At 50.8% G+C, this 23,793-nt stretch carries 29 protein-coding genes; 9 read left to right on the top strand and 20 right to left on the bottom strand.

The features are described 5' to 3' along the window. The first annotated feature begins 67 nt into the window (after positions 1 to 67). From LOS79_RS25685 to LOS79_RS25660, 6 genes are all read left to right on the top strand, one after another. Positions 68 to 1,150 carry a GntR family transcriptional regulator gene (locus tag LOS79_RS25685; protein WP_315413381.1) on the top strand — a complete coding sequence of 361 codons (1,083 nt, stop codon included), beginning with the start codon at positions 68 to 70 and terminating at the stop codon, positions 1,148 to 1,150. A gap of 160 nt (positions 1,151 to 1,310) precedes the next feature. Further along, positions 1,311 to 2,027, top strand: coding sequence for a lantibiotic protection ABC transporter ATP-binding protein (locus LOS79_RS25680; protein WP_315413379.1), 717 nt, complete (start codon positions 1,311 to 1,313; stop codon positions 2,025 to 2,027). After that, complete coding sequence (locus LOS79_RS25675; RefSeq protein WP_315413377.1) at positions 2,020 to 2,748, top strand: lantibiotic immunity ABC transporter MutE/EpiE family permease subunit; 729 nt, start codon at positions 2,020 to 2,022, stop codon at positions 2,746 to 2,748. The genes LOS79_RS25680 and LOS79_RS25675 overlap by 8 nt, the downstream gene beginning before the upstream one ends. 1 nt (position 2,749) lies before the next feature. Beyond that, the gene (locus LOS79_RS25670) at positions 2,750 to 3,508 is read left to right on the top strand and encodes a lantibiotic immunity ABC transporter MutG family permease subunit (RefSeq protein ID WP_315413375.1); all 759 of its coding nucleotides are present in this window, start codon (positions 2,750 to 2,752) and stop codon (positions 3,506 to 3,508) included. A 30-nt stretch (positions 3,509 to 3,538) separates the two neighbouring features. Then, the gene (locus LOS79_RS25665) at positions 3,539 to 4,201 is read left to right on the top strand and encodes a response regulator transcription factor (protein ID WP_315413373.1); all 663 of its coding nucleotides are present in this window, start codon (positions 3,539 to 3,541) and stop codon (positions 4,199 to 4,201) included. Beyond that, the gene (locus LOS79_RS25660; protein WP_315413372.1) at positions 4,198 to 5,598 is read left to right on the top strand and encodes a HAMP domain-containing sensor histidine kinase; all 1,401 of its coding nucleotides are present in this window, start codon (positions 4,198 to 4,200) and stop codon (positions 5,596 to 5,598) included. Before LOS79_RS25665 ends, LOS79_RS25660 begins: the two co-directional genes overlap by 4 nt. Here the strand turns inward: LOS79_RS25660 and LOS79_RS25655 are convergent. The 4 genes from LOS79_RS25655 to LOS79_RS25640 all read right to left on the bottom strand — a co-directional run bounded on the left by LOS79_RS25655 (position 5,564) and on the right by LOS79_RS25640 (position 8,926). Then, the gene (locus LOS79_RS25655) at positions 5,564 to 6,460 is read right to left on the bottom strand and encodes a sensor histidine kinase (protein ID WP_315413371.1); all 897 of its coding nucleotides are present in this window, start codon (positions 6,458 to 6,460) and stop codon (positions 5,564 to 5,566) included. The genes LOS79_RS25660 and LOS79_RS25655 overlap by 35 nt on opposite strands. A gap of 30 nt (positions 6,461 to 6,490) precedes the next feature. Further along, positions 6,491 to 7,237 carry an ABC transporter permease gene (locus LOS79_RS25650; protein ID WP_315413369.1) on the bottom strand — a complete coding sequence of 249 codons (747 nt, stop codon included), beginning with the start codon at positions 7,235 to 7,237 and terminating at the stop codon, positions 6,491 to 6,493. After that, positions 7,230 to 8,153, bottom strand: coding sequence for an ATP-binding cassette domain-containing protein (locus LOS79_RS25645; protein ID WP_315413367.1), 924 nt, complete (start codon positions 8,151 to 8,153; stop codon positions 7,230 to 7,232). Before LOS79_RS25645 ends, LOS79_RS25650 begins: the two co-directional genes overlap by 8 nt. Before the next feature lie 80 nt (positions 8,154 to 8,233). Then, positions 8,234 to 8,926, bottom strand: coding sequence for a response regulator transcription factor (locus LOS79_RS25640; protein ID WP_315422456.1), 693 nt, complete (start codon positions 8,924 to 8,926; stop codon positions 8,234 to 8,236). A gap of 126 nt (positions 8,927 to 9,052) precedes the next feature. Between LOS79_RS25640 and LOS79_RS25635 the strand changes: the two genes are divergently transcribed. Beyond that, positions 9,053 to 9,934, top strand: coding sequence for a peptidoglycan DD-metalloendopeptidase family protein (locus tag LOS79_RS25635; protein ID WP_315413365.1), 882 nt, complete (start codon positions 9,053 to 9,055; stop codon positions 9,932 to 9,934). Positions 9,935 to 9,962: 28 nt separating this feature from the next. Here the strand turns inward: LOS79_RS25635 and LOS79_RS25630 are convergent, their stop codons facing one another. From LOS79_RS25630 to LOS79_RS25600, 7 genes are all read right to left on the bottom strand, one after another. Beyond that, complete coding sequence (locus LOS79_RS25630; protein ID WP_315413364.1) at positions 9,963 to 10,403, bottom strand: DUF6097 family protein; 441 nt, start codon at positions 10,401 to 10,403, stop codon at positions 9,963 to 9,965. A 33-nt stretch (positions 10,404 to 10,436) separates the two neighbouring features. Beyond that, positions 10,437 to 11,327, bottom strand: a complete 891-nt coding sequence (locus LOS79_RS25625) for an NUDIX hydrolase (RefSeq protein WP_315413363.1) — start codon at positions 11,325 to 11,327, stop codon at positions 10,437 to 10,439. Between the two features lie 33 nt (positions 11,328 to 11,360). After that, entirely contained in the window at positions 11,361 to 12,374 is a 1,014-nt protein-coding gene (locus tag LOS79_RS25620) for an AAA family ATPase (RefSeq protein ID WP_315413361.1), read from the bottom strand. Beyond that, on the bottom strand, positions 12,371 to 13,048 hold the full coding sequence (gene pnuC / locus LOS79_RS25615; protein ID WP_315413360.1) for a nicotinamide riboside transporter PnuC: 678 nt from the start codon (positions 13,046 to 13,048) through the stop codon (positions 12,371 to 12,373). The genes LOS79_RS25620 and pnuC overlap by 4 nt, the downstream gene beginning before the upstream one ends. 255 nt (positions 13,049 to 13,303) lie before the next feature. Continuing rightward, entirely contained in the window at positions 13,304 to 13,510 is a 207-nt protein-coding gene (locus LOS79_RS25610) for a helix-turn-helix transcriptional regulator (protein WP_315413359.1), read from the bottom strand. A gap of 1 nt (position 13,511) precedes the next feature. Then, positions 13,512 to 13,829 (bottom strand): DUF6442 family protein, encoded by a 318-nt coding sequence (locus LOS79_RS25605; RefSeq protein ID WP_315413358.1) that lies wholly within the window; start codon positions 13,827 to 13,829, stop codon positions 13,512 to 13,514. A gap of 118 nt (positions 13,830 to 13,947) precedes the next feature. Then, a complete protein-coding gene (locus LOS79_RS25600; protein WP_315413356.1) occupies positions 13,948 to 14,382 on the bottom strand; it encodes an Lrp/AsnC family transcriptional regulator in 435 nt (144 codons plus the stop codon). 146 nt (positions 14,383 to 14,528) lie between these two features. Between LOS79_RS25600 and LOS79_RS25595 the strand changes: the two genes are divergently transcribed. After that, the gene (locus LOS79_RS25595; RefSeq protein ID WP_315413355.1) at positions 14,529 to 14,978 is read left to right on the top strand and encodes a VOC family protein; all 450 of its coding nucleotides are present in this window, start codon (positions 14,529 to 14,531) and stop codon (positions 14,976 to 14,978) included. On the opposite strand, the gene LOS79_RS25590 is transcribed toward LOS79_RS25595, so the two are convergent. After that, positions 14,971 to 15,477 carry a hypothetical protein gene (locus LOS79_RS25590; RefSeq protein WP_315413354.1) on the bottom strand — a complete coding sequence of 169 codons (507 nt, stop codon included), beginning with the start codon at positions 15,475 to 15,477 and terminating at the stop codon, positions 14,971 to 14,973. The two genes, LOS79_RS25595 and LOS79_RS25590, sit on opposite strands and share 8 nt — an antisense overlap. A gap of 164 nt (positions 15,478 to 15,641) precedes the next feature. Between LOS79_RS25590 and LOS79_RS25585 the strand changes: the two genes are divergently transcribed. After that, positions 15,642 to 16,289 carry a glycosyltransferase gene (locus tag LOS79_RS25585; RefSeq protein WP_315413353.1) on the top strand — a complete coding sequence of 216 codons (648 nt, stop codon included), beginning with the start codon at positions 15,642 to 15,644 and terminating at the stop codon, positions 16,287 to 16,289. Between the two features lie 127 nt (positions 16,290 to 16,416). Here LOS79_RS25585 and LOS79_RS25580 read toward each other — a convergent pair whose 3' ends face one another. The 8 genes from LOS79_RS25580 to LOS79_RS25545 form a co-directional block, all read right to left on the bottom strand. Then, positions 16,417 to 17,361 carry a hypothetical protein gene (locus tag LOS79_RS25580; protein ID WP_315413352.1) on the bottom strand — a complete coding sequence of 315 codons (945 nt, stop codon included), beginning with the start codon at positions 17,359 to 17,361 and terminating at the stop codon, positions 16,417 to 16,419. Next, positions 17,358 to 17,915: an RNA polymerase sigma factor gene (locus LOS79_RS25575; protein WP_315413351.1), complete on the bottom strand. Its 558-nt coding sequence runs from the start codon at positions 17,913 to 17,915 to the stop codon at positions 17,358 to 17,360. Before LOS79_RS25575 ends, LOS79_RS25580 begins: the two co-directional genes overlap by 4 nt. Positions 17,916 to 18,064: 149 nt before the next feature. Then, positions 18,065 to 18,571, bottom strand: coding sequence for an ABC transporter substrate-binding protein (locus LOS79_RS25570; RefSeq protein WP_315422454.1), 507 nt, complete (start codon positions 18,569 to 18,571; stop codon positions 18,065 to 18,067). 89 nt (positions 18,572 to 18,660) lie between these two features. After that, positions 18,661 to 19,950 carry a helix-turn-helix domain-containing protein gene (locus LOS79_RS25565; protein WP_315413349.1) on the bottom strand — a complete coding sequence of 430 codons (1,290 nt, stop codon included), beginning with the start codon at positions 19,948 to 19,950 and terminating at the stop codon, positions 18,661 to 18,663. Positions 19,951 to 20,173: 223 nt separating this feature from the next. Next, positions 20,174 to 21,064 carry a DegV family protein gene (locus tag LOS79_RS25560; protein WP_315413347.1) on the bottom strand — a complete coding sequence of 297 codons (891 nt, stop codon included), beginning with the start codon at positions 21,062 to 21,064 and terminating at the stop codon, positions 20,174 to 20,176. A gap of 288 nt (positions 21,065 to 21,352) precedes the next feature. Further along, positions 21,353 to 21,748, bottom strand: coding sequence for a collagen-like protein (locus tag LOS79_RS25555; protein ID WP_315413345.1), 396 nt, complete (start codon positions 21,746 to 21,748; stop codon positions 21,353 to 21,355). Positions 21,749 to 21,833: 85 nt separating this feature from the next. Beyond that, entirely contained in the window at positions 21,834 to 22,379 is a 546-nt protein-coding gene (locus LOS79_RS25550; RefSeq protein WP_315413343.1) for a P-loop nucleotide/nucleoside kinase family protein, read from the bottom strand. Continuing rightward, complete coding sequence (locus LOS79_RS25545; RefSeq protein WP_315413342.1) at positions 22,376 to 23,638, bottom strand: acyltransferase family protein; 1,263 nt, start codon at positions 23,636 to 23,638, stop codon at positions 22,376 to 22,378. Before LOS79_RS25545 ends, LOS79_RS25550 begins: the two co-directional genes overlap by 4 nt. Positions 23,639 to 23,793 lie beyond the last annotated feature (155 nt).

Genomic DNA, 23,793 nt, shown 5'->3' with positions numbered 1-23,793 from the left:
ATGTGTACGTACAACTTACTATATCCTACACAGCCGCATATGAACAATCACGAAAGAAGTGAGCCGCGTGAAGCCCAAGTACCAGATTATTTTGGATGATATAAGAAGCAATATCCTCTCCGGCACCTACAGTGTCGGTGAACAGATCCCTACAGAATCGGCACTGCAGGAGACGTATGGCGTCAGCCGGCAGACCGTCCGCAAGGCTATTCTTGACCTGTCTAATGAAGGCTTCCTGCGCAGCGAGAAGGGCTCCGGCACGTATGTCAGCAGCCAGTTCCGCTCCAAACCGGCGGGCAGTCCGAATAATAAAACAATCGGTGTGATCACGACTTACATCTCGGATTACATCTTCCCGTCCATTATCCGCGGCATTGAGGGCCGGCTGAATGAGGATAACTATTCGCTGCTGCTCGCCAGTACCAATAATGATGTTGCCCAGGAGAAGAAGGCGCTGGAAATGATGCTCTCCTTCGGGGTAGACGGCCTGATCATTGAGCCGACCAAGAGCAATCTGTACAATCCGAACATTGCCTACTACCTCTCGTTTAAAGAGCAGGATGTCCCGTTCATCATGATTAATGCCTATTATGAAGAGCTGGAGGTGCCCTTCTTCTGCCTTGATGATGTGCAGTCCAGTTACTTAGCCACCAGAGAGCTGATCAGGAAAGGCCATACCCAGATCGGCATCATCGCCAAGATGGATGACCTGCAGGGCAAATACCGGATGAAGGGGTATATCAAGGCGCTGGGCGAAGCCAAGCTGCGCTTCCACCCTGAGCAAGTGCTCTCCTTCGATACGGAATCGAAGCAGGACCTGTCTGCCAGCCTGAAGCAGTTCCTGACCGAGAACCGTGAGGTGCTGACGGCTATTGTCTGCTACAACGATGAGGTTGGTCTGGAAGTGGTGAATGTGTGCCGGCAGCTGGAGATCCGGATTCCTGAGGATCTGTCGGTTATCGGCCAGGATAATTCCTATATTGCGAAGAATGCGAACATTAAGCTGACGACGCTGACCCATCCGCAGGAGCAGATGGGCCGCGATGCCGCCGAATGGGTCATTAAGAAGCTGCAGGGCAAGAAGGATCTGCGGAATAGTACCTACTATCAGCCTGTGCTGGTTGAAGGGGAGACGGTGCGGGAGCGGTAATCCGGGGCTGGCAGGTACGCTGTATGCGATTATGCATACGGCGTTTTTTTGGCATACATGCACAATGCTCCTGTCAAAGGCCCACGGCGGACTCAAGTCTGCCCTTATAGAATCCTTAGAAATTCCTCTTACACTATGGAAGTGGAAAGGATGATATACTATGCAGAACATTATTTTGGAAACCAGTAATTTATGCAAAAGCTTCAAGGGCCAGACTGCTGTCAACAAAGTATCGTTAGCTGTACCCCGTAACTCCATCTACGGGCTGCTCGGCCCGAACGGGGCTGGCAAATCGACCACACTCAAGATGATTGCAGGTATGCTGCGTCCAGGTTCCGGAGATATTCTCATCCATGGACAGCAATGGACACGCCAGCATCTCAGCCGGATTGGCGTACTGATTGAAGCTCCGCCGCTCTATGACAATCTGACAGCCAGTGAGAATCTCAAGGTACGGACACTTGCTCTTGGACTGCCGCATTCCCGGATTGAAGAGGTGCTCGCTACCGTGGACTTGGCCCATACCGGGAAGAAACGGGCCGGGCAATTCTCCATGGGTATGAAGCAGCGGCTGGGGATCGCCATTGCACTCTTGAACCAGCCTGAGCTGCTCATTCTGGACGAACCCACGAACGGACTCGACCCGATTGGAATTCAGGAGCTGCGGGAGCTGATCCGGTCGTTTCCCGGGCAGGGGATTACCGTGATCCTGTCGAGCCATATTCTCTCTGAGGTGGAGCAGATTGCCGATCAGATCGGCATTATCGCTGGCGGCATTCTCGGTTATCAGGGAGCCGTGCCTGCGGGGCAAGAGCTGGAAGCCTTGTTCATGCAGGTGGTAGCCGCGAGCCCCAGGGAGGGGGTGCCACATGCTTAGTCATATCCGGGCTGAACGCTTGAAATGGCGGCACACCTTCGTCCCGAGGCTGTTATGGATCACCCCGCTGTTCACAATGCTTCTGTGCGCTGTGATGATGGGCGGACAGTCCTTTCAGGGCGGGGCTTACAACTGGTGGTATGCAGTGTTCCTTCCCGGTGCGCTGACCCTTACCTGTTCGCTGGTTCTACAGAAGGATGCCAAGATGAAGTATCACGGCCTGCTGGCTCTGCCCTTTGATCTGAGAATGCTTTGGGCCGGCAAAATCCTTGCCTGCGCACAGTGGCTCCTCGTCACGCTGCTCCTGTTCCTTATAGGCATTACCGCAGGCGGCGTACTGTTTGGCCAAACCATTCCGGTGCCGGACAGCGTAGCCGGCAGCTTCCTGATCTTTGCCACCTTCCTGTGGCAGATTCCGCTATGCCTGTTCCTGGCGGCACGGTTTGGCTTATTCGCTGCTGTGCTGCTGAATATGTCCGGTACTGTCCTGGGTATCGTAACCTTCGATACCGGAGGATTGTGGAACTATGTCCCTTATACAATTACCGCCAGACTCATGTGCCCGGTTCTGTCGATTCTGCCCAATGGCCTTCCCGTACCGGCGGACAGTCCGCTGAGAAGCACCGGTATGATTCTGCCAGATACACTCGTCTCCCTGGCCTGGTTCGGCTTGCTCTTCTTCCTTACTGCAGCGTGGTTCCGCAAACGGGAGGCGAATTAAAATGTCATCATTACCCGGACTGCTAAGAGCGGATTTGCTCAAAACCCGGCGCACACCATTTATACTCATCCATCTGCTGGCTCCGCTGATCGGAACAGCAGTGTTCCTGGCGTACTATTCATACTCACCATGGAATGCTATTGATAAAGCGCTCGTATTCATACAATCTCTGGGCTGTGCATTACCTGCACTGATTGGACTTGTCTGCTCCATGTCTGCGGAACAGGAGGCCGGCGCAGGACAGTTTCAAGGGATGCTTGCTATGCCCGCTAATAAAATTTCAGCCTATATAAGTAAGCTCCTGCTTCTGCTGCTGTTTGGTCTTGGAGCCATCCTGCTGGCCTATCTCATCTTTGCCCTGGGGTTCGGCGGAATTCTGCAGCAGGACAGGCTGGGGATACCCTTTTACCTCACGGGGGCAGTCATCCTGTTCGGCAGCAGCATCTTTCTCTATGTTATGCATCTCTTCATCAGTCTTCGCTTAGGGAAAGGGGCTTCCATCGGAGCAGGAATTGCGGGCAGCCTCATCGCTGCCTTAATGCTTACGGGACTTGGCGATATCCCCTGGCCCTATACCCCGTTTGCCTGGGGTACCCGCTTCATCTCTTTATGGACGATCCATGCTTCCGGCACTATACTACCCCCTGCTTTACCTGAACTTAAGGCCGGAATTACGCTCTGCACAGCGGGAACAATACTAGCTGTTATTCTATCCTGCATATGGTTCCGGCGGTGGGAGGGACGATCAAGCGATAATTAGACCTACAACCTATAATTGAGGGAATGGAATATGGCAAAAATACTTGTAGTAGACGATGAACCCGCTATCTTGTCGCTGATCCGCAGCGCCCTTGCTGCCGATCAGCATCTGGTAACGGTAATGTCTGATCCTGCACAAGTGCGCCGGATTGACCTTGGCGCCTATGATCTTATTATGCTCGACGTAATGATGCCCGGTGTGGACGGCTTCACTCTCTGCCGGGAGATCCGGTCAGCAGTAGATTGCCCGATCCTGTTTGTTACGGCTAAGACGCTGGAGAGCGACCTGATGTATGGCCTTGGCTTAGGGGCAGATGATTATATTGTGAAGCCCTTTGGCATAGGCGCGCTGCGGGCGCGGATTCAGGCCCATCTCCGGCGGGAGGGCAGAGAGCGGCGGAAGGTGCTCTATCTGGAGCAGGTCCGCTTTAACCTTTCCGGTAAAGAGCTGTTCGTCCAGGAGAACAAAGTGCCGCTGACCAAAAGTGAATATGAAATCTGTGAGTTTCTGGCTCGCAGCCGCGGGCAGGTCTTCTCTAAAGAGCATATCTATGAAGCAATCTTCGGTTATAACGGGGAAAGCGACAGCAGCACGATTACGGAGCATATCAAGAATATCCGTGCCAAGCTGGGTAAATGCGGAGTGGATGCCATCGAAACGATCTGGGGGATTGGATACAAGTGGAAGCTGTGAGACGAAACAAGCCGGTGCGGCTTCGCACCTTTTTCCTGCAATACCTTCTATTCTTGAGTGCAGGCACGATTCTGCTGCTGGTGGTGATACTTAGCCTATTCACGCTTGCTTTTGCTTCAGGCTCCGTTCTGCCTGCCAACTATGCCGAGAAGGAGATTGCTGCGTTCAAGCAGCACCTTGTCTCCGGCAGTACCGTAACGCCCGGCAGTGTTCCGGAAATGCTCGATTATGCGGTTTTCAACGGGGAAGGAGTTCTGCTGTCCGGTAATCTGAATCAGGGCGCGGCCGCTCATGCCTGGGAGATGGTACGGCAAGGGAAGACTCAAGACTCTTATTACTATACAACCGCCTGGAGCGGACAGGAGCTCTGGATCTTCCGTTACAGCCTAACGCCGCAGTATGCCTCTGCGCAGCTGCGCAGTCATCTGCCGAATCCCCAGCTGCTGGCCCTATTGCTCTTCATCTTTGCCATTCTGCTGCAGGCAGCCCTGCTCGCTGCCCGGTTCGGCCGGCGGCTGTCCGAGAAGCTGACCGGCTTACAGGAGGCAACAGAGAGCATCCGGCGCGAGAATCTGGAGTTCACGATTAAACCCAGCGGCATCCGCGAGATTGACGAAGTGCTATCCTCACTTGACCAGATGAAGGATGCCCTGCATGCTTCGCTTAAGCGCCAATGGGAGCTGGAGCGTTCCCGCAGGGAGCAGATATCTGCGCTGGCCCACGATATTAAGACGCCGCTGACCATCATCCGGGGGAATGCGGAGCTGCTGGCGGAGACACCGCAGAATGAGGCCCAGCGTGAATACAACGGATACATTATCCGCAGTGCCGGAGATATTGAAGCGTATGTGCAGGAGGTAATTGATCTGTCAGGCATGCAGGCCGAATCTCTTCATCAGCAGTCGCATGTCCCGGTCAAAGACGTTATTGATGCGCTTGAGGCCCAATTGAAGGCACTTGCCTCGGGCAGAGAACTTCAGACCTCTATACAAAAGGAGAGCCTTCCGGAGTTTCTCTTCATTAACAAGGAGCTGCTGCAGCGGGGAATTATCAATGTATTAGCGAATGCGGCGGAGTATACGCCCCCGCAAGGCAGCGTGACTCTCTCTGTCCGGGGTGATGCAAATGCCGTTCACTTCACGGTTACGGATACAGGCGGTGGTTTCTCACAGGCCGATCTGAAGGACGCTGCCAGCCAGTTCTACCGGGGCGACCGAAGCCGCAGCTCCGGCAGCCACCACGGAATGGGACTGTATATCGCGAAGTCCGCTGCACTGCAGCATGGAGGAAGCTTACACCTGGGCAATGTCTCCTCCTCCGGCGGAGCAGAGGTAACATTGAGTATTCCTTCAACGAGTATTCCTACGACGGCTTCCCTTGCCACTCACAAACCATGAACAGCTGTTGCCCCTTAAGCTCGGCAGACAATTCACCATTCATCTTCAGCATCAGGCTCCGTGCAATCGACAGGCCGAGCCCGGTGCCCTTGCCGGTGCGGGGCTGATCACCGGTGTAGAACCGGTTGAACAGATACTGCAGATCTTGCTCGCGTAGCAGATCAGCAGGATTACTGACGGTCAGCCGGACCGCCGGACCGGATTTCTCCAGCTGAATCACTACCTTTCCGCTGGAATGCCTGATGGCATTCATCACCAGATTCTCTATTACGCGCTTCACCGCAGACGGGTCGGCTACAACTGCCGCCTCTTCCTCAGGAATATGAATCACCGGCTCAATTTGCCGGGCAGCAAACTGCTCATAGAACCCGACCAGCACCTCCGGCAGCAGCTCATTCAGCTTCACGGCTTCAGGGTTCAGCGGGTAATCGGCAGACTCAATAATCGACAGCTCAAAGAAGTCCTCCAGCAGCACCTTCAGCCGGAGTGCGCCTTTTTTAACAATTTCCGTATACTTCCCCCGCTGCTCCGGGGTTATGTCTTCTGTCTCCAGAAACTGAACATAGCCGAGAATAGAGGTCATCGGGGTGCGGATATCATGCGAGATGCTGGAGATCGCCTGCTTAAGCTCATATTCCGTCCGCCGCTTGTCGGCATTCGCCTGCCGGGTCTGATCAATCTGCTCATTCACCGCCTCAGCCAGCCGCTCCAGATCCTTATCGAAATAGGCGAGATCAATCTTTTTCGCCGAGGTGCCGCTGTTCAGCTGCCGGAGCTGCCGGGTAACTCTCCGCAGCTCTTTTTTCACACAATAAAGGCAGGCAAGCACCACCAGTAACGCTACTATACTTATCGCAGTCATCCAGAGAATGTGTCTCACCTGCCCCTTCGCTTATTTAATTTCCTTCCTGTTATAGAGCCAGCTGCCCAGCAATCCGAACACGGCAAATGTAAGTGCAGGCACAGACAACAGAGCGAACCAGTCCGTACTGTCTGTCATAAGGATCCGGGGCACATCCACCAGCAGCTTAAATATGGAATAATTGAAGAAGAACTCGAACAGCGCCAGCTTGGAAGCAAGCAAATAGAGAATACTGTCTATCAGCAAAAAGAACAAGAGCAGGAAGGCAATCGCCCGTCCGCTATCCGTAAAGATGCTCGAGAAAAGCGCCATTATAGAGGCAAAGGCAGCTGCGTATAGCATCGTTAACCCGATTGTCTGCACATAATAGTCTAGCTCCGGCATATGGTCGAACCCGAAGTAGAGCGAGCTGACCCCGGTCATCACTACCGGAAGCACAAGTGCAATAAGAACCGAGCCCGCAGAGTAGACTATCAGCTTGGCTGTATAAATCCGTGGACGGCTGTTGCCGGAGGCCGCGATGCTTTTCATCGTACCGCTGGAATATTCACTGGAGATGAAGAAGCCGGCCAGAACACAGGGAACCAGCCTGATCACATAGTTGTTGCCGCCAAGGATATTGTACATATACAGCTCGTCCATAAGAACCGGATCTCCGGTATCGAAGAACATTAATAACGGGTACAATGCCGATACAGCCACTAGCACCGTAATCAGCAGCCGGAACACAGGGTCTTTCATCAGCTTGAACCACTCTGCCCTGAACAGATTACCCATGCTGAACACCTCCGATCCGGCCTGTAAAATAGGATTCCAGGTCTTCCCCCATCGGCATGAATTGCTCGATAATCAATCCCTCACCGGTAAGTGTCTGAGACACTTTACCTGGTGCCTCCAGATACTTAAACAGCTTGATCGTCCCGCCCGGCAGCACTTCAAACTCCCGTGTCTCCAGAACCGTTTCGATAACAGCCGCTGCTTTATCCGGATTATCCACTTTGATATGCAGGTACTGCTGGCATTTGGCAGTCAGCTCCGCTACGGTCAGCTGCTCCAGCAGCTCACCTTTATGAATAATACCGTAATGTGTAGCCAATAAGTGAAGCTCACTGAGGATATGACTGGAGATTAAGATGGTGATTCCGTACTCCCGGTTCAGCTTCTTAAGCAGCTCCCTGATTTCGACAACGCCCATCGGGTCCAGCCCGTTAATCGGCTCGTCCAGAATCAGGAACTCCGGATCGCCCAGCAGAGCAATGCCGAGCCCCAGCCGCTGCTTCATGCCCAGGGAGAAATGCTTTGCTTTCTTCTTCCCCGTGTCCTGAAGCCCGACGAGTGACAGAATCCGCTGGACCGGGTCTTTACCCGGAATGCCCCGGAGCAGCCGGTGCGCCTCCAGATTGTCTTCAGCCGTCATATGCGCATAGAGCGCCGGACCCTCGATAATTGTCCCGATTCTTTTTCTGGCTTCAATCTGTTTGCGCTCATCGCTTTCACCGAACAGCTCCATCGTCCCTGTAGTCGGATAGGCCAGTCCTGCGGCAAGCCGGATCAGCGTGGATTTCCCGGCCCCGTTTTGCCCGATGAAACCGTAAATCGAACCCTTTTTAATTGATAGATTCACTTTATTCAGCGCAAATTGCCCGCTGTATTGCTTGCATAAGTCATGTGTGTTCAGCACATATTCGCTCAACCTTGGCACCTCCCTTATGTGATGCTCTTAGTATAGAAAGGAAAACATAAGAAAGGCTTAGCTTAATTCTTAACCAAACCTTAAGTTTTGAGCCGGTACCCTACTCCCCAGACCGTCTCGATATATTCCTCATCCGGATTCACCTTCGCCAGCTTACTGCGGATATTGCTCATATGCACATTGATCGTATTGTCGTCGCCATGGAACTCTTCATTCCAGACGCTTTTAAACAGATTGGCCTTGGTAAAGACCTTCTTCGGAGACAGCATAAGCAGCGCCAGAATCTCATATTCCCGGGCGGTAAAAGCAAGCTCTGCCCCCTGGACGCTAACTGATTTAGCCTCCGTATCCACCACGATATCCTTGTGCTGCAGCTGCTGCACCTGGAGGCGCTCCATCGCACGCTGCGCCCGGCGTAAATGGGAATCGATCCGGGCCGAGACCTCTTCAATATCAAACGGCTTCGTAATATAATCATCCGCCCCGGTCCGCAGCGTCTCAATCTTCGTCTTCTGGTCCAGCTTGGCGGAAATAATGATGACCGGAGCGGCGCTGTGCTCAGCAATATAGCCAAGGACCCCTTCTCCGTCCATGCCCGGAAGCATGAGATCCAGCAGCACCAGATCCCAGGCCTGCCGCTCCAGATAGAGCATCGCTTCGGTTCCGGAGAACGCGGACTGGGGAATATAGCCGCTTCTGCGGATAATATCGCACAGCAATTGATTAATATCATTATCATCCTCAACAACCAGGATGTTGATGGTCTGGTTCATGGCGGGCAGGAAGCCGTTCTGTTTGTGATCCCGTTTCAACTTATCTTACCTCCTTATACTGCTCTTTTGAAAACCTGGAATACACTGTATATAATATATCAAAAAGAAATAGGAGGAGCGCGCCCAATGAACAGCCAAAACGGACAATATGCAGTGCAGCCGGAAGATCTGGCTGAAGCTTTGCTGAGCGGCAATTATAGCGGGATTTATGAGCGTTTCAGCCCCGACTTCAAACAGTACATTAGTGAGGCAGACTTTACGGAGATGGGTTCTGCGTTCATTCAGGAGGTTACCTCTTTTACGCCTTCTACTGTGGTGAAGCTGAACGGCAGTGAGCAGCGGGTATGGATAAGCGATACCGGCGCCAAAGGAATTCTTGCTTTTTTTGATGAGACCGGCATGATTCTGGGTCTGAGTATCACCAATCTTGACAGCTATCCCGTGACAGATCAAGCCCTAACAGAAACTGTCGTGTCCCCGCCGTTCGAGGGGGACTGGTTCGTGTTCTGGGGCGGCAGCAACATGCTTGACAATTATCATTATGAGTACGAGAGCCAGCGCTACGCCTATGATTTCGTGCAGGAAGTGAATGGATACTCCTATCAGGGCGATCCTGCCGATAATGAGAGCTATTATGCCTTCGGAAAGGATATCACCGCTCCCGCTGACGGAACTGTCATCAGGGTTATACAGGATATTCCTGATAATACGCCCGTTGGCGTAATGAATGAGAAGGAAGCGGCAGGTAACGTAGTTGTAATTGATCACGGCGGGGAATATAGCTTTTTGGCGCATCTGAAGCAAGGATCGGTCACAGTACAAGAGGGGGATAACGTCATATCAGGCCAGGTCATCGGCAAGCTCGGCAATTCCGGCAACTCCAGCGAGCCGCATCTGCACTTTCAGATGTCGGACGGATCCGACCTGTTCGGCTCACGGTCCCTGAACATCCGGTGGAAGGATCATCTGCGGCCGCTGAAGGGCCAGACCGTTACCGGCCGCCTTTAGCTTTGATAACCGGGGGAGGATGCGGCTCTCAGGCCGCATTCATCCCCAGTTTTCTTTTGAGATCCGGGTATATACTGCCATACAGCTTCCGCCGCAGTGCCGAGTGAAACATTGCCAATACCAGCGTCACTACGATTAGCGCAGCCGGCACGAGATACATAACGGGATGATCTACAAAATATCCGAAAACATCATAATCGCGGTCGATATAACGTCCATAGATGAAGGCGGCAGCCACAATCAGCAATACAGGCAAAGCGAACAATCCGGACAGAATATTAACCCTCTTCATTGTCTTGTATGTGGATTGAAACGTATCTTCGCCTTGATATTGTTCAAGCAGAATAACCTGCTTATCAAAAGAATCACTCTTGGACACCGGCAGACCGCTGCCGGTAATATGCTTGTGCAGCAAATCCAGCTCCTGGCTGAACTCCAGCGTCCGCAGGACAGCACTTCCCATATTCATAACCGTTCCCTCCCGTTTTGTATGATACAGTCTTTACATTTCCGCCCAGTTCCTCCGGAACAACCGGGATGGCCGGTGCCCGGCGTTCTCTGTGTAGTTATCCGTCTCCGTGACTAGCTCCGCGACCTTGCGCCGGAAGGCGGCCTTCAGCAGCTCCTTGTCCAAAATGACTTCATACACCTGCTGCAGCTCCGTCAGAGTGAACAGCGGCGGCATCAGATGCAGCGCAATATCCGTATCATTCGTCTGCTTCCGCAGCCGCTCGACCGCGTAGGCAATGATCTTGGCATGATCAAAAGCCAGCCCGTCATTCGACTCTATAGCATATACTGTAGATTTGGCAGTTGGCTTTGCAGTCACTGTGCGGTTAATCACCGCTGTCAGCTCTTCCTCTTCACTGCTTAGCTTAAGCTCATAGGTCCAAGTCTTGACGTAGCCTTCTTCCAGCAGCTCCTTATGCTCGCGCAGCAGCCGGTAGCTTACCTTGAACCAGGCCGCATCATCCGCGTCATCCCCGGCCTGAATCTTAAACCGGCTGCTGTCGATTAAGGCCATATAGCTGCAGCTCATGACCCAGGTACGCGGGTCGCGCCCGACATCGGTGAACGTCTGCAGCTGCTCCAAATACACATCTTCTACGCCGGTCTCCTCACTCAGCTCGCGCGCAGCAGATTGATCCACGGTCTCGCTGGACCGCGTGAACCCGCCCGGCAGTGCCCATTTCCCAAGGAAGGGATGCCCGCCCCGGCGGATCAGCAGAATACGCAGCTCCTTCTCCGGAAGCTTGCGGTAATTGTCCGTCTCCGTCTGCGTCACCGTGAAGATGACCATATCCGTGGCCACTGACGGCCGCTCATAATCCCCTGCCTTGTACTGCTCCATGAATTGACGTTCTGTAAGACCGTCCCGATCCAATAATTCCACTTTCTTCGCCTCCCGGTTTCTTGTCAATATAAGCTAGTTCTGCTGCTCTCCGAAATAGTTACCATACGGCTGGAATTTCGCGAGCACCTCGTCTACCTTCCGCATCCGTTCAGCAAGCGTTCCCCTAAGCGTAATATAAGGAATCCGCCGTGCCTTCAAATCAGCTATGATCTGCTTGTGGAATACATGCCGCTTCTGATCGCCGCTGCGGTCCCAGGTATCGTCATAAGGAATATCGTCATCGCACAGGAAGAACAAATCATACCGCTGCGCATTCTCCAGCGCAAGCCGGGTCAGCAGCTCCGGGGCCCGCCCGTGATAGTCGAGCGCATACATATAAGTAGTAATTGCATTCGTATCGACAAACAGATACCGGTCCGCTTCCTGCAGCGCCTGCTGCTCCCGCTCAATATGGCCCGCAGCTATTTCATCAAAAGCCTCAATGCCGATCCGGCGGTCCACCTGATGCTCCGTCCAATAATCCCGTCCGTATTCACTGGCGTAAGCCGTCCTGTACTGCCGGGCCAGCGCTTCGGTAATCGTGGACTTGCCCGTAGACATCGCACCTACAAATACCACCTTCGTAATTAAATCCCGGTATACGATGCCACTTACATAATCCCGGTATTTGTAGGGATCAGAGCGGACCATGGTGGCTGATACCGGCACCTGCTGCCGGGCTTCATCCACCCTCCGGTCGATGGCCCCCAGCGCAATACTCATATGCTTGCCGTAGAACTCGCTGGAATAAAAATGGGTCACCTGCTCCCCCTGCAGCAGACCCAGAATATATTGCTCTTCCCGGATCTCATGCTCCCGGTCATCTGAGTACCCGTCGGGACCGTCCCAGGCTTCAATGACCCGGACCGATGACGGATAGAGCTTGCGGATCCAGTCTGCCCGCACCTGCAGCGGAACAGGACTGACCGCCGTCTCGTAGATCACCACAATCAATTCGTCGACCTCCTGAAGCGCCGTATCGAACATGAATTGATGCCCTTTATGCAGCGGAGCGAACTTGCCGAGTGTTAACCCAAGACGCTTCATGCCATTGCCTCCTTCGCACCCTTGTTCCAGTTATAGTAGCCATATACGGCGTTAATAAGATAAGCGCTCCACATGACAATCATCAGCGGACCTTCACTGCTTCCATCCAGCATCCGGATGACCCATAGCATTACTGTGAACATATTCAGTACAATATAGACCAGCCACTGCTCCTTGAATCTTCTCACCATCAGGATGGTTGCTACGACAGATAACACAGTTGTTACAGCATCGATATAAGGCGAGTTCTGCCCTGGAATGAACGATAGGCCGAATCCCAGCAGCAGCGCTCCCGAGACACAGACCGCTACAGTGAGAAGTACGCCTTTGGCCTTCATTTGAAGCATAGACAGCTTGCCGCTCTGCATATTCTTTTTCCACATATAAAAGCCTGCAATATTCATCGGGACAAAAAACAGCAGATTCAGCATAACCTCTCCGAATAACCCGTTGATATATGCCAGATAAGCATAACCGAACGTATTGTACATCCCAAAGACATAACTAGCCAGCTTACCCTTCGCCGTAAGTACCACACACAGTACTCCTGTGATAAAGACCGTAAATCCGAATAACGAATCCTTAGACAGGAACGTGAACACCACTCCTGTTATTGTGAACAGGACCAGCCAGACTACCTCGAACACCCTCCAGTTACCCAGAACCTTCTGCATGCTGCATTCCTCCGTTTCTCCGGTAATCCTTGTTGGAAATACTTATTAAATTTTTGTTATTTTCATATTGTTACTATCAATATAGCAGGTGATCCGGTTAGATGCAAGCAGAATTTTCCACATCGCAGACATTTATACCAAGGTCCACGGCAGGGAAGGGCTTTATTAAAAAAAACATCGCCGGAGGCGCAATGGCCGGCGATGTTTGCAGTACAGTTATATATCTTGCGCAGCTCAACAGGTGCTCCCGGATCATCAGAAATAAAACAAGTCCTCGAATTTTTTATCCAGCGCAATGCAAATAATTAAAGCCAATTTTGCAGTGGGATTAAACTGCCCTGTTTCTATCGAGCTTATTGTATTTCTTGACACCCCAACCATTTCTGCCAGCTGCGTTTGGGACAGATTGTGTTCCCCTCGCGCCTCCCGCAGTTTATTTTTTAGAACCAGAGATCCGGTCATCTTAATTCGCCACCCCGTTAATATACAACACTAGAAAGACAATACATACAATGCATCCTATAACCGTTTTAAGTAAATCTGTCTTCGCATGGGTTAACTTATACATCCCGAAGCTCTCACTGCCCAGATACCCGAAGAACATCGTTATTAACGCATAGGTAGTTTCCTGACGGTTATTATACAAGCTGAACACTGCCAGAATGACAAATAGAATTACCATTGCCATGACTCCGGTTTTTCTGCCTGAATGGGACACAAACTCCTTGCCTTCGTCCCTCTTTTCTCCTCTGCTTCTCTCCAATATTTCTTCTTTATTCACCAAAAACGCCTCCTCCCGGATTCGCAAGCCTTTGCCAATAAAACTTGGCATAATTATTATAACATGCCAAGTTTTATTGGCAAATAAAAAAAATAAAGAAGAAGTTTTATTTATCCCGTCACAGCAAAACCCTGTTCTCCAGTATATTTTTCATACTGATATGAGACTTGGAAGGTCCGAACTTGATCAGCGAATCCTGGAATCCGGCAAGCTCTTCAATCGATGAGGTCTGAACCTTAAGAAGATAGTTGTACTCCCCGCTGATGCGGAACACATCCGTTACTTCACTGGCATCCCGGCAGTAATCAGCCAGTGCCTGGCAATGCTCTGTTTTGAGCAGGATGAAGGTTGTCGTTCCCCGGTTCAGCTCCTGCAGACTAAAAACGGTGTGATATCCGGAGATGATATTCTTTTCTTCAAGCTTCGTGATTCTCTCTTTGACCGAGGGCTGGGACATAGCAACCTCTTTGCTGATTTGGGAGATCGGCATTCGTGCATTGTACTGGAGCAGAGCCATGATTTTTTTATCAGTCTCATCGATAGGATAATCCATTCATATACCTCCTTAATTCATAAGACAATTTACCGAAATAACCTTACATTTATGAATCATATTACTATAAACACCTTGGTAATTGCATATGGTTTATGCTTTATCACAACTATAATTAAGTACATATCAGGCAAGGAGGCCAAGTAATGAGCGTAAACGGACTAGCACATGTAGCGATTCAAGCCAGAGATTATTCAGCGACCATTGCCTTCTATATTGAGGTTTTAGGATTTAAACGGGGGCATCACTGGAGCCTGCCGCTCTTCCGCATCCAGGAAGCTTCGATGCTGATTTCACCTGACGGCAGAACCTGCCTTGAGATTTTTGATAATGAAGCTGTAATCCCGGCTCAAGGCAAGAAAGCAGCATCCGAAGACCAGATTGCTCACGGAGCGTTATTACATTTCGCATTCTACGTGGATAATGTGGAGGAAATATATCAAAAAGCCCTTGCTCATGGAGCAAGGACTTTCGTAGCACCGGATACCCTTTCACTTGGCGAACCGCCGCTGCTGGTGAAGAACGCACTCATTCACAGTCCTAACGGGGAAGTCATCGAATTTATTGAAGAGGTTGATTTCGGCAGGATCACTTGATCTCTATCCCGTACCAGCCATCTGCCAGTTTATCCAGCCCGTATTTAACAGCCTCCTCACTATAAGTCTTCTCGACCAGATCCCGGCTGTCACAATACACTATATGATAGGTGTTGCCGTTCTCGCCTTCCCAGTCAAACACGAACCTAATGAGGCTCTTCCCGTCCTGTCTGCTGTATCTCACAAAGTTCAGCTTGTCTGCTGATGATGCTATAATCTGCTGTACCTTGCCCTGCAGGCCCGCCCCCACACCTTCCAGGAACTGATGGCCTATAGCATTTCCGTTATTCGAGTAGATAAAGGTATTACTAATATCGCTCCGGTTATCCAGGCGGGTCATAAGAAGCCCGGTCCCATCCTTCACGGCTTCAAACAACCCGCTGTGCTCCCGGAAAACATCATACTTTGCCTTGGAGTTATTGTAGCTGACGACCAAAGCTGCCGCCGCGAGTATCAGTGTAACTGCAATGCCAACAAGGACGTTTCTGCTGCGACCCATAGCTCCACCTGCCTGACCCTTTCAGGAGTATATGAATCTATGATATTTGTAAATAGAGGATTGTACAACAACAATTGCGAGGCAATATTCTCTGAATATATAATTCCGCTCCAGACATAATAATACGAGCTATCCCATTCACCCCTATAAAGGAGCAGATAAACTTGAAGAACAAATGGTTGCTGGCGTTAACCTTAGTGCTCGTTCTCGCCTTGACGCAAGCAGCAGGACCCGTGCAGGCACAGGCAGGCGGCAAGAAACAAGCCATTTGCCTAAGCCCGAAGATGGTGCAGCTGAAAGGCGATATGGAGAAGGTGTGGATTGACCATACGATATGGACACGGAGCTACATTGTCAGCGCCATCGCTAATATCCCGGATCAGAAGGACGTATTAGACCGGCTTTTGAGAAACCAGCAGGACATCGGTAATATATTCAAACCATACTACGGGGAGGCCGCAGGCAATAAGCTGGCCGCTCTTTTAACAGAGCATATTGTAATTGGGGGAAAGATTATAGCTGCTGCCAAAGCAGGCAACGAGGCTGATGTGAAGAAGCTGCAGGCTGAATGGCATAAGAATGCTGACGATATCGCCGCTTACTTAAGTCAATTGAACCCGAACTGGTCCTTCAAAACCCTGCAGGACATGCTGTATGAGCATCTTCAGTTAGTTACAGACATCGTGCTTGATACGATCAAAGGTGACTGGCAAGCCTCTATCGCAGCAACGGACAAGAATGAGGAGCATATGATCCATTTCGCGGATATGCTGACAGCGGGCATTATCAAACAGTTTCCGGAGAAGTTCTAGGGAAGCGGACGAAGCCATGCAGAACAGCCTTTCAGCTCTCCCGGGAGGGAACTGAAAGGCTGTTTGCCTGCCGGCATTCCGGTTAACGCCGTGCTCCACCAGCAATCATCCGTACCACGCCTGCTTCTTAGTTCTTTCTTACTTCTATTACCCTTTTACTGAACTGGTACGCTACAGTGACATTCTCAATGATCTCCGTATCCTGATAAGCAAGAGAACCCTCAAACTGCAGGGTGTCATTATTCTTCCACACGATTTTATCGGCATAGCTGTAATTCTCATGATCCGTACGGATCCAGGTGTCGATGCCTTGCTCCGCACCATATTTGACCCTTGCGGATTCGATTAGCTCGGGACTGTGCCTTCCTGCCTCCACATCAATGATTTCCACGAAATCGCTTTTATTAGAGCAGGTTACTACCGCAACTAACCTCTTATCCGGTGAAGGTATAATGTCTGTAATATACATCGACGGTGCAGAGAAGCTTAAATACTCTTTTAGCTTATTATCTTGAATTCTCCATAGCACGTTCTGGCTTCCATAATCGGAATAGTTGTTAAATAACGTAAACAGCATGCTCCCGTCTGCCAGCTTTACAATATAAGGGCTCCGGTAACTTTGCGACAGAATATCTATGGCGAAGGCAGCTGCATCGGCAATTTTGGGGTTGGCATCATTTGCAAAAGGCTGAATCATTTTTAAAGCTTTTGCCCTCAGGCTGGGATCATTGAAGCCCTCTACCAGTCGATTAATGGCGATGTAGATATGCTCTTCATTGTCACCCTTCAAGGCCTGCAGAAATTTCAGTGCATCGTACTGGGTGGCCGGCTGTAACTCCATATTCTCTGGTCTTAAGTAACGGATGTATGGCTCGGAATTCTGATTTTTTTTGTAATACTCTGTTGCCAGTAAGGCTGAAGCAGTTGAACTGTACAGGACCAGACAGGCGACCAGGGCCACCCACTTTTTTGAAAAGCCTTTTTTCCTTGGATGACTTCTGTTCTGTCCGGCCGCTTCAATCAACGCCTCATCCGCATGCCCGATTGCCTTGAACAACTCTTCTCTTGTCATAGGTCTACCCCCTCCTGCTTCAGATGACTTCTAAGTTTATTCCGCAGCCTGAACAGAATGGACTTCACTTTACTGCTGCTCATCTTAAATTCTCTGGAGAGCTCTTTAATGGAATCGGCGTACCAGTACCTCCTGATAAACAAATTCCTGTTCTGCTCATCTAAGCCATACAGGAATTGATTGATTAAACCTGCCGTCTCTCCTGCTTCATACTCTGTTTCTACCGTCGCCGGGCCGGCTATACATTCCTCTAATTCCGTCAAAATCACTTCAAACTCCCGGCTGCGCTTCTTCGCTGTATTATAACTATGCTTATCCAGCGCAATATTCCGCGTAATTCTCCCCAGAAAAACAGGAAGCTTCTCGGGCAGATTCGGGGGGATGGCATTCCATGCCGCCAGATAGGTATCGTTCTCACATTCCTCAATATCCGGATTACTGGGAAGAATGTTTCTGGCAATCACCCTGCAGTATGCCCCGTATTTATTCTTCGTCTCAACAATAGCCTGCTGTGAACGCTGTAAGTATAGGCGGATTATCCCTTGGTCTTCCATCCGTTATTCTCCTTTGCAACACTCTTATCTATATAGTAGGAAATTTGCGGGATAGGTTGCACCTGTAATTGTAATTGCTGACCGGCAAATTTAAGAGCCATCCCATATGGGATGGCTCTGCCGTTGTTCGATCTACTTAACTTTGATAATTACCGGCCTGCAGCCTCGATGATCCAGTCGGTCAATTCGTTGATTTGTTTGTTCACCGCGATCGGGTCACGGTACCAGGACTGGTTCTCCGTCCACAGGAATACCCGGTTGTCGCGGATCGGTGCAAGCGATCCCCAGATCGGATCAGCCTGCAGCGATTCCAGGCTGGCATCCGTTGTCAGAATCAGATAATCACCCATGTACTCTGAAAGCTTCTCCAGCGAGAATTCATAGTAGGATTCCTTAAGCATATACTCGGGAACTGCCGCCGGCGGCTTCAGCCCCATGATTTCATACATTAGCCGGCCGCCCCGTCCCGACTTCGGACCAAACAGGCTCACGTTGCCATCATACTCCTGCATAATCGAGAGTGTCTTTCCTTCGGGAACGGCTTGCTGGACCTTCTCCCGGATGTCGGCAATTTCCTGCTCGAATTGTTCGTTCCATTTCTTCGCTTCCTCGTTTTTATCCAGTAAGTCGCCGAAATACAGCATTTCTTCCTGAATGGATGCGAACTGATTGTAAGGAACAGATACCGTAGGTGCAATCTTCTGATAACTCTCGACTACTTCAGGCTGTGGATTATGCGTTATGATTAGTCCGGAGCCAGCTCCAGCAGCTTCTCCAGTGAGTCTCCTACATCCGTCACGACATCCAGCATTCCCTCAAGATAAGGACTCGACATCAAGAATGATTCGGCTGCAACCGGCTTGACATCCAGCGCAAGCACAGTGCCGAGATAAGAGATTGCCGCTACACGCTGAGGATGTGCCGGAACCTCGACATCACCGAAAGCGGTCTTGACAATCTTGGTCACCGGCGATGCCGTGTTCTCTGCCTCTTGGACGATCGCGGCCGGAGAAGCGCTGACAGCAACTTGGCTGTGCGCTGTGCCTCCGTTGTTTGCCGGCCCCCCGCAAGCCGTTAACATCACGGTTAAGCATAACAGCATCACTGCATATAAACTTCTGGTTGCTCTAGTCATTTTATTCGCCCCATCCTGTTGAAATTGATAATCAATATCACTCACATGAAAAGGATAGCGTAATGACCGGCTTGGAGCAACGGACGATTGTGACCTGTTCCTTGCATAATCTGAAACGGACTGGCCGAACAGTTTGCGGTATTGCCCCGGCGTGACGCCTGCATACTTTTTGAACATCCGGTTGAAATACATAAGATCCGGATAACCGACATGTGACGCAATTTCCTGTTGCGTGGCCATCGTACCGGCCAGCAGCGCCTTTGCATCTTCCATCCGGAAACGAATGACGTAGTCCAGCGGGCTGAGCCCCGTCTGTTCTTTACATTTTCTTGAAATGTACTGCTGGCTGTAATTCAATTGCCGTGAAAGCTCCTCAAGCGAGATTGGATTACGGTAATTCCTGGACAAATACCGGATAACCTGCTCCGGTAAGGATAGCTCACCCGCTCCTAACAGGCGCTCTCTCAGAACAGCGTGAACGAAGCGGATGAAATCTCCCTTGGCTGACAGCCGGGTCAATTCATCATCAGCTTTGAATCCGCTGTGTATCGTTTGAAGCAGCTCAAGCATGGCCAGAGGCTCACCAGGTGAGAACCCCCACTTATCCTGAAACGGGTCGGATGTCTGCAGCATCATAAGATATTCACGCGGGGCCGAGGCGGGGAGCGACGCTTTGTAGAGTACAATATATACACTCAGCGGCCCCCTGCTCCTGACCGTTACCTGGGAGCCTTTACCGGCGTGCAGCACATAGAAACGATCACACAGCCATACCTCATCATCAACCCACAGCTCGCCTTGTCCCCGGAAAGCGAAGATAAACGCACTTGCCGGCAAGCAGTATTGATTCAGATCGCCGTCCATTCCCGCCTGCTTCAGCCGCACGTCCAGCACGCGCATTATCACCTGGTTCCATATTTGAATAAGTCTCAGAACGTCCATAGCGGATTCGCAAGCTCCCTCTAAATGATCTAATAGATAATCATTCTCAATTGGATCATGTTTCTACCCACAATAACGAATACGGCTAATACTGTCAACAAACAGAAAATACCCCCACAAAGTGGGGGTTTGGCTTTGAGCTTAACTCAGTTGCTTTGCGGGCACCTTCACCGGGTGAGGCTCAGCCCTCGAGCGCAAGCTCAAGCACATCATCCTGGGCAGTGATACTGTTCATGGCGGTACGGTTAATCCAGGACAGCGCGAGTGTTCCCTCGCCCATATGGGCGCCTACCACCGGAACAAAAGTCATGATCTCTGTACGCACAGAAGGGGACATGACCTTAATAGCTGATTCCAGGCTGAGTGCCTCCTCCATATTGTTGGCATGCATAATACATACCTCCTGAAACCGTCCGATATCCTGATGGATGGTTTCCAGCAGCTTCTGCTTTGTCTTCTTGAAGGTGCGGATTTTATCGACGACGACAATTTTGCCCTCATCGAACTTCAGCAGCAGATGTATCCGCATCAGCTGGCCCAGCAGAAACTGCGAGCCGGAGAGCCGCCCGCTGCGGTGCAGCTGGCTCAGGCTGGCGGGGATCAGGTAGAACGACATCTCTTCAATAATATTGTCGATTCTGCTCTTAATCTCCAGTGCGGAGCAGCCTGCCTGCTGCCAGTGAATGCCGCGCAGAATCATCTCGCGGATCGGGTATGCACCTACCTTGGAATCAATCCCGATTACATTCACTCCGGCGATGTCTGCCGCCTGCATCGAGGTGTGGAAAGTACCGCTAAGCTCAGAAGAACAATGAATCACAATAATTTCATCATATTCATCCTTCAGGCGCTCGTATAATTCCACGAACTCACCGATCGGCGGCTGGGAGCTGCCCACCTTCTCTTGCTCCCGCATTTTATCATAGAATTGCCCGGCATTAATTTCGATATTTTCTTTATAGCATTCATTATTGACGATTAGGCGAAGCGGAACAATATACACATGGTTATTCAAAGCGAATTCAGAATCAATTGTGCTGGTGCTGTCGGTCACCCAGGCGATGGATTTCATAGTCACTACTCTCTTTCGTGAGGGATTGGCTACGATCAGGAATCAGCAGCTTTATATTCGTAAATTATACAGGAAGCCACGCGCCGGTATAGCGCTTTCGTAATAATTACTATACTTTTTTTCTACTAAATTCGACATAAATTCACATTTTATATGATAGATATACCTGTTAAAGATTAGGCTGGTTATGGTATGTAAAGGTGCACTTCGCAGGGAACCCACAACATATTAATTCCATCAGCACAACAAAGAGAACAGCCCGCGGGCTGTTCTCTTATGCCGTCCCTCCTAGAAGCAGGTGAACGAGCGGACCTGATTCAAATCAATGCCGAAGTAGCCCCAGAAGAAACCGAACCATCTGAATCCTGCAATCGAATTGCGTCCGACGAATACCGGGTAGAACCAGAATTGCTCACCATTGTTCAGCCAGATGTAGGTGTTACGGAACAGGCAGCGTCTGATCCCGCCCGGATCAACGGCATACGCGGTAGCCGACATTTGCGGTACGAATTGCGGCGGCGGTGAGCTCGGCGGCTGGGCACCTCCGGGTGCGCCTCCCGGTATGCCTGGAGTTCCCGGGAACCCGCCAGGTCCCCCTGGTCCTCCTGGTCCTCCCGGTCCACCAGGTCCGCCCGGAAATCCCGGAAATCCGCCGCCGGGTCCCGGCGCTGGAAAAAATCCCATATGTGATCGCTCCTTTTCATTGAATAGGCATAATCATCATATGCATCTGCGGAGCGGGCGCCTGGGCGGATGCCGGTATACGGCCCTAATTATCTATTACGATTTCCCCTTCATCTTCAGGCACTTCGAACCCATTAATGAACGCCGTTAACAGCTCCTCTGTAATCGTAAAGGCAGCATTAGCATCAAAGCGTTGACTGCGCAGCTTAAGACGCTCCCGCAATTGCTCCGGATCGACCCTCAAATAAATAAGTCTCCACTGTCCTCCGGCATTTTCGATAAGCTGCTTGTATTCATTTCTTTCCTCCCTGTTCCAGAAACTGGAGTCAACAACAGACTGCCTCTTGTCCTGAATGCACTGTACAATTTTACGGCGCAATCTTATATGTGCTTCATCCAATTTGTCCCTGTACGCTTCAAGGGAGTAATCTATTCCATAACGCCCATTAACCGACCATACCTCTTCATCAATAGACAGACGCACGTACCCGTAATGCTCCATTTTTTGCGAAAAAGTCGTTTTCCCCGAGCCGGCTATCCCGCACATCAATACAACTAACGGTTTATCGGGATCGCGGTCAAAATCCTCACCGAGCAAATCCGTTACTTCCTGCAGGCAGCCATCATTCATACGCTCTTCCCGGACCTGTTCATATTCATCTCCCGTCCACTCTTCACAGAAGGCTTGCCCTTCGACCAGTTTATAAACGGCCGTTCTATGGCATAATAGGAGATTACTGCCGTTACATACGACATTACAAGAATAGCTGTACTGATGCCCAGCCAGCGCCAGACATCACTGACCCCGGAATGGTGATAATCCTGTATGCCGTACTTTTCGATCAGAATAATGAACAGATAGTGCCAGATATACAGGCCGAACGAAATAGTAGCAGTAAACCGGAAAAAGCGGTTATCCAGCAAGCGCCCGATTATTAGGCTGAAGGGTGCCGATAACAGCACAATACCGAACAACATGGCATACACCGGGAAAAAGTAGGGCTGCTGCTGGAGACTGAAATCGAATTCACCCTGATGCCGCATGCGCCAGATCAACAGACCGGCCAGCGCCAGTGCCGCCGCTCCGGCAGCATCGAACAGCCCGAGCTTGCGCAACCGCTCTATCGCCGCTCCGCGCTGCATCATAGCGATCATTATGCCCGCTGTCAGAATGCCGATGCTGAAGTGGCCGAAGAAGCCGACCGGGTTGTAATTGGGCATCCAGAATTTGGCGCCGCCAATCTGGCCATACTGCCAGCCCCTGTTCTGCCCGCTTGGTGTAAGCCAATGGTGAATGAGGAGGTTTGCGGCAAGCATTAGTCCGAACACGGCAACCCAGAACAGGATCGCTTTTCCGAACGAGCGCCGCTTGCTGATTACAAACAATAGAGCCATAAACAAAGGCATCAGCATGTAGCAAAATACCTCAAAGCTGATCGACCATAACGGTCCGTTCAGCTCTGACGGAAAAAACGTTGTATAGTGGAAGCCCGATGTAAACGTTAAGCCTGTAATGGTCCGCCGCCACAGGAAATCCACAGGAATGTCCAGCCTCCATACGAGCAGCAGACTGACGAGGAAGGATACATAGAAACCGGGCATAATTCTCGCAGCACGGCGCACAGTATACGTCCTGATACTCGGATAAGGTTCATTTGTTAGATAGGCGCTCCAAAAGGGGAAGGACAACAAGAAACCGCTTAACAGAAAAAACAGGCTAACTCCGCTGTTTCCCAGCAGGAGCACTGACTGCACTTCTTGAAGCCAAGGCTTTTGTAACGGCATCGCCAGCTTTTGAGACAAGTGATGCAGGATAACGGACAGACAGGCGATTGCACGAATACCATCTGCACCTGCTAATCGGGTACTGCCTAACTGAATCTTGGACATCAGCTCAAATTCCTCTTCTCACAAATGAATTCCCGGACATATCCATCACAGGTACTCATATCTTTCAATAGATCTTAGAAAAATCCTTCATCCGTTACAAAAAAAACCAAATGTTGCGTATTACGATTGACTAATAGTCCGTATACAGGTATATT

This window comes from Paenibacillus sp. MMS20-IR301, from assembly GCF_032302195.1.
Classification (GTDB): Bacteria; Bacillota; Bacilli; order Paenibacillales; family Paenibacillaceae; genus Paenibacillus_AQ.
The sequence above is the reverse complement of the archived record's forward strand: the minus strand, read 5'-3'. Positions and strand labels throughout refer to the sequence as shown.

Excerpts from the sequence above, each read along its gene's own strand:
- LOS79_RS25545 (WP_315413342.1), bottom strand. The coding sequence starts at position 23,638 with ATGTCCAAGATTCAGTTAGGCAGTACCCGATTAGCAGGTGCAGATGGT.
- LOS79_RS25640 (WP_315422456.1), bottom strand. The coding sequence starts at position 8,926 with ATGAACCAGACCATCAACATCCTGGTTGTTGAGGATGATAATGATATT.
- LOS79_RS25670 (WP_315413375.1), top strand. The coding sequence starts at position 2,750 with ATGTCATCATTACCCGGACTGCTAAGAGCGGATTTGCTCAAAACCCGG.
- LOS79_RS25575 (WP_315413351.1), bottom strand. The coding sequence starts at position 17,915 with ATGGAAGACCAAGGGATAATCCGCCTATACTTACAGCGTTCACAGCAG.
- LOS79_RS25580 (WP_315413352.1), bottom strand. The coding sequence starts at position 17,361 with ATGACAAGAGAAGAGTTGTTCAAGGCAATCGGGCATGCGGATGAGGCG.
- LOS79_RS25680 (WP_315413379.1), top strand. The coding sequence starts at position 1,311 with ATGCAGAACATTATTTTGGAAACCAGTAATTTATGCAAAAGCTTCAAG.
- LOS79_RS25590 (WP_315413354.1), bottom strand. The coding sequence starts at position 15,477 with ATGGGTCGCAGCAGAAACGTCCTTGTTGGCATTGCAGTTACACTGATA.
- LOS79_RS25655 (WP_315413371.1), bottom strand. The coding sequence starts at position 6,460 with ATGACTGCGATAAGTATAGTAGCGTTACTGGTGGTGCTTGCCTGCCTT.
- LOS79_RS25565 (WP_315413349.1), bottom strand. The coding sequence starts at position 19,950 with ATGCGCGTGCTGGACGTGCGGCTGAAGCAGGCGGGAATGGACGGCGAT.
- LOS79_RS25600 (WP_315413356.1), bottom strand. The coding sequence starts at position 14,382 with ATGGATTATCCTATCGATGAGACTGATAAAAAAATCATGGCTCTGCTC.
- LOS79_RS25675 (WP_315413377.1), top strand. The coding sequence starts at position 2,020 with ATGCTTAGTCATATCCGGGCTGAACGCTTGAAATGGCGGCACACCTTC.
- LOS79_RS25560 (WP_315413347.1), bottom strand. The coding sequence starts at position 21,064 with ATGAAATCCATCGCCTGGGTGACCGACAGCACCAGCACAATTGATTCT.
- LOS79_RS25630 (WP_315413364.1), bottom strand. The coding sequence starts at position 10,403 with ATGAATATGGGAAGTGCTGTCCTGCGGACGCTGGAGTTCAGCCAGGAG.
- LOS79_RS25635 (WP_315413365.1), top strand. The coding sequence starts at position 9,053 with ATGAACAGCCAAAACGGACAATATGCAGTGCAGCCGGAAGATCTGGCT.
- LOS79_RS25665 (WP_315413373.1), top strand. The coding sequence starts at position 3,539 with ATGGCAAAAATACTTGTAGTAGACGATGAACCCGCTATCTTGTCGCTG.
- pnuC (WP_315413360.1), bottom strand. The coding sequence starts at position 13,048 with ATGCAGAAGGTTCTGGGTAACTGGAGGGTGTTCGAGGTAGTCTGGCTG.
- LOS79_RS25650 (WP_315413369.1), bottom strand. The coding sequence starts at position 7,237 with ATGGGTAATCTGTTCAGGGCAGAGTGGTTCAAGCTGATGAAAGACCCT.
- LOS79_RS25620 (WP_315413361.1), bottom strand. The coding sequence starts at position 12,374 with ATGAAGCGTCTTGGGTTAACACTCGGCAAGTTCGCTCCGCTGCATAAA.
- LOS79_RS25550 (WP_315413343.1), bottom strand. The coding sequence starts at position 22,379 with ATGAATGATGGCTGCCTGCAGGAAGTAACGGATTTGCTCGGTGAGGAT.
- LOS79_RS25555 (WP_315413345.1), bottom strand. The coding sequence starts at position 21,748 with ATGGGATTTTTTCCAGCGCCGGGACCCGGCGGCGGATTTCCGGGATTT.
- LOS79_RS25610 (WP_315413359.1), bottom strand. The coding sequence starts at position 13,510 with ATGACCGGATCTCTGGTTCTAAAAAATAAACTGCGGGAGGCGCGAGGG.
- LOS79_RS25595 (WP_315413355.1), top strand. The coding sequence starts at position 14,529 with ATGAGCGTAAACGGACTAGCACATGTAGCGATTCAAGCCAGAGATTAT.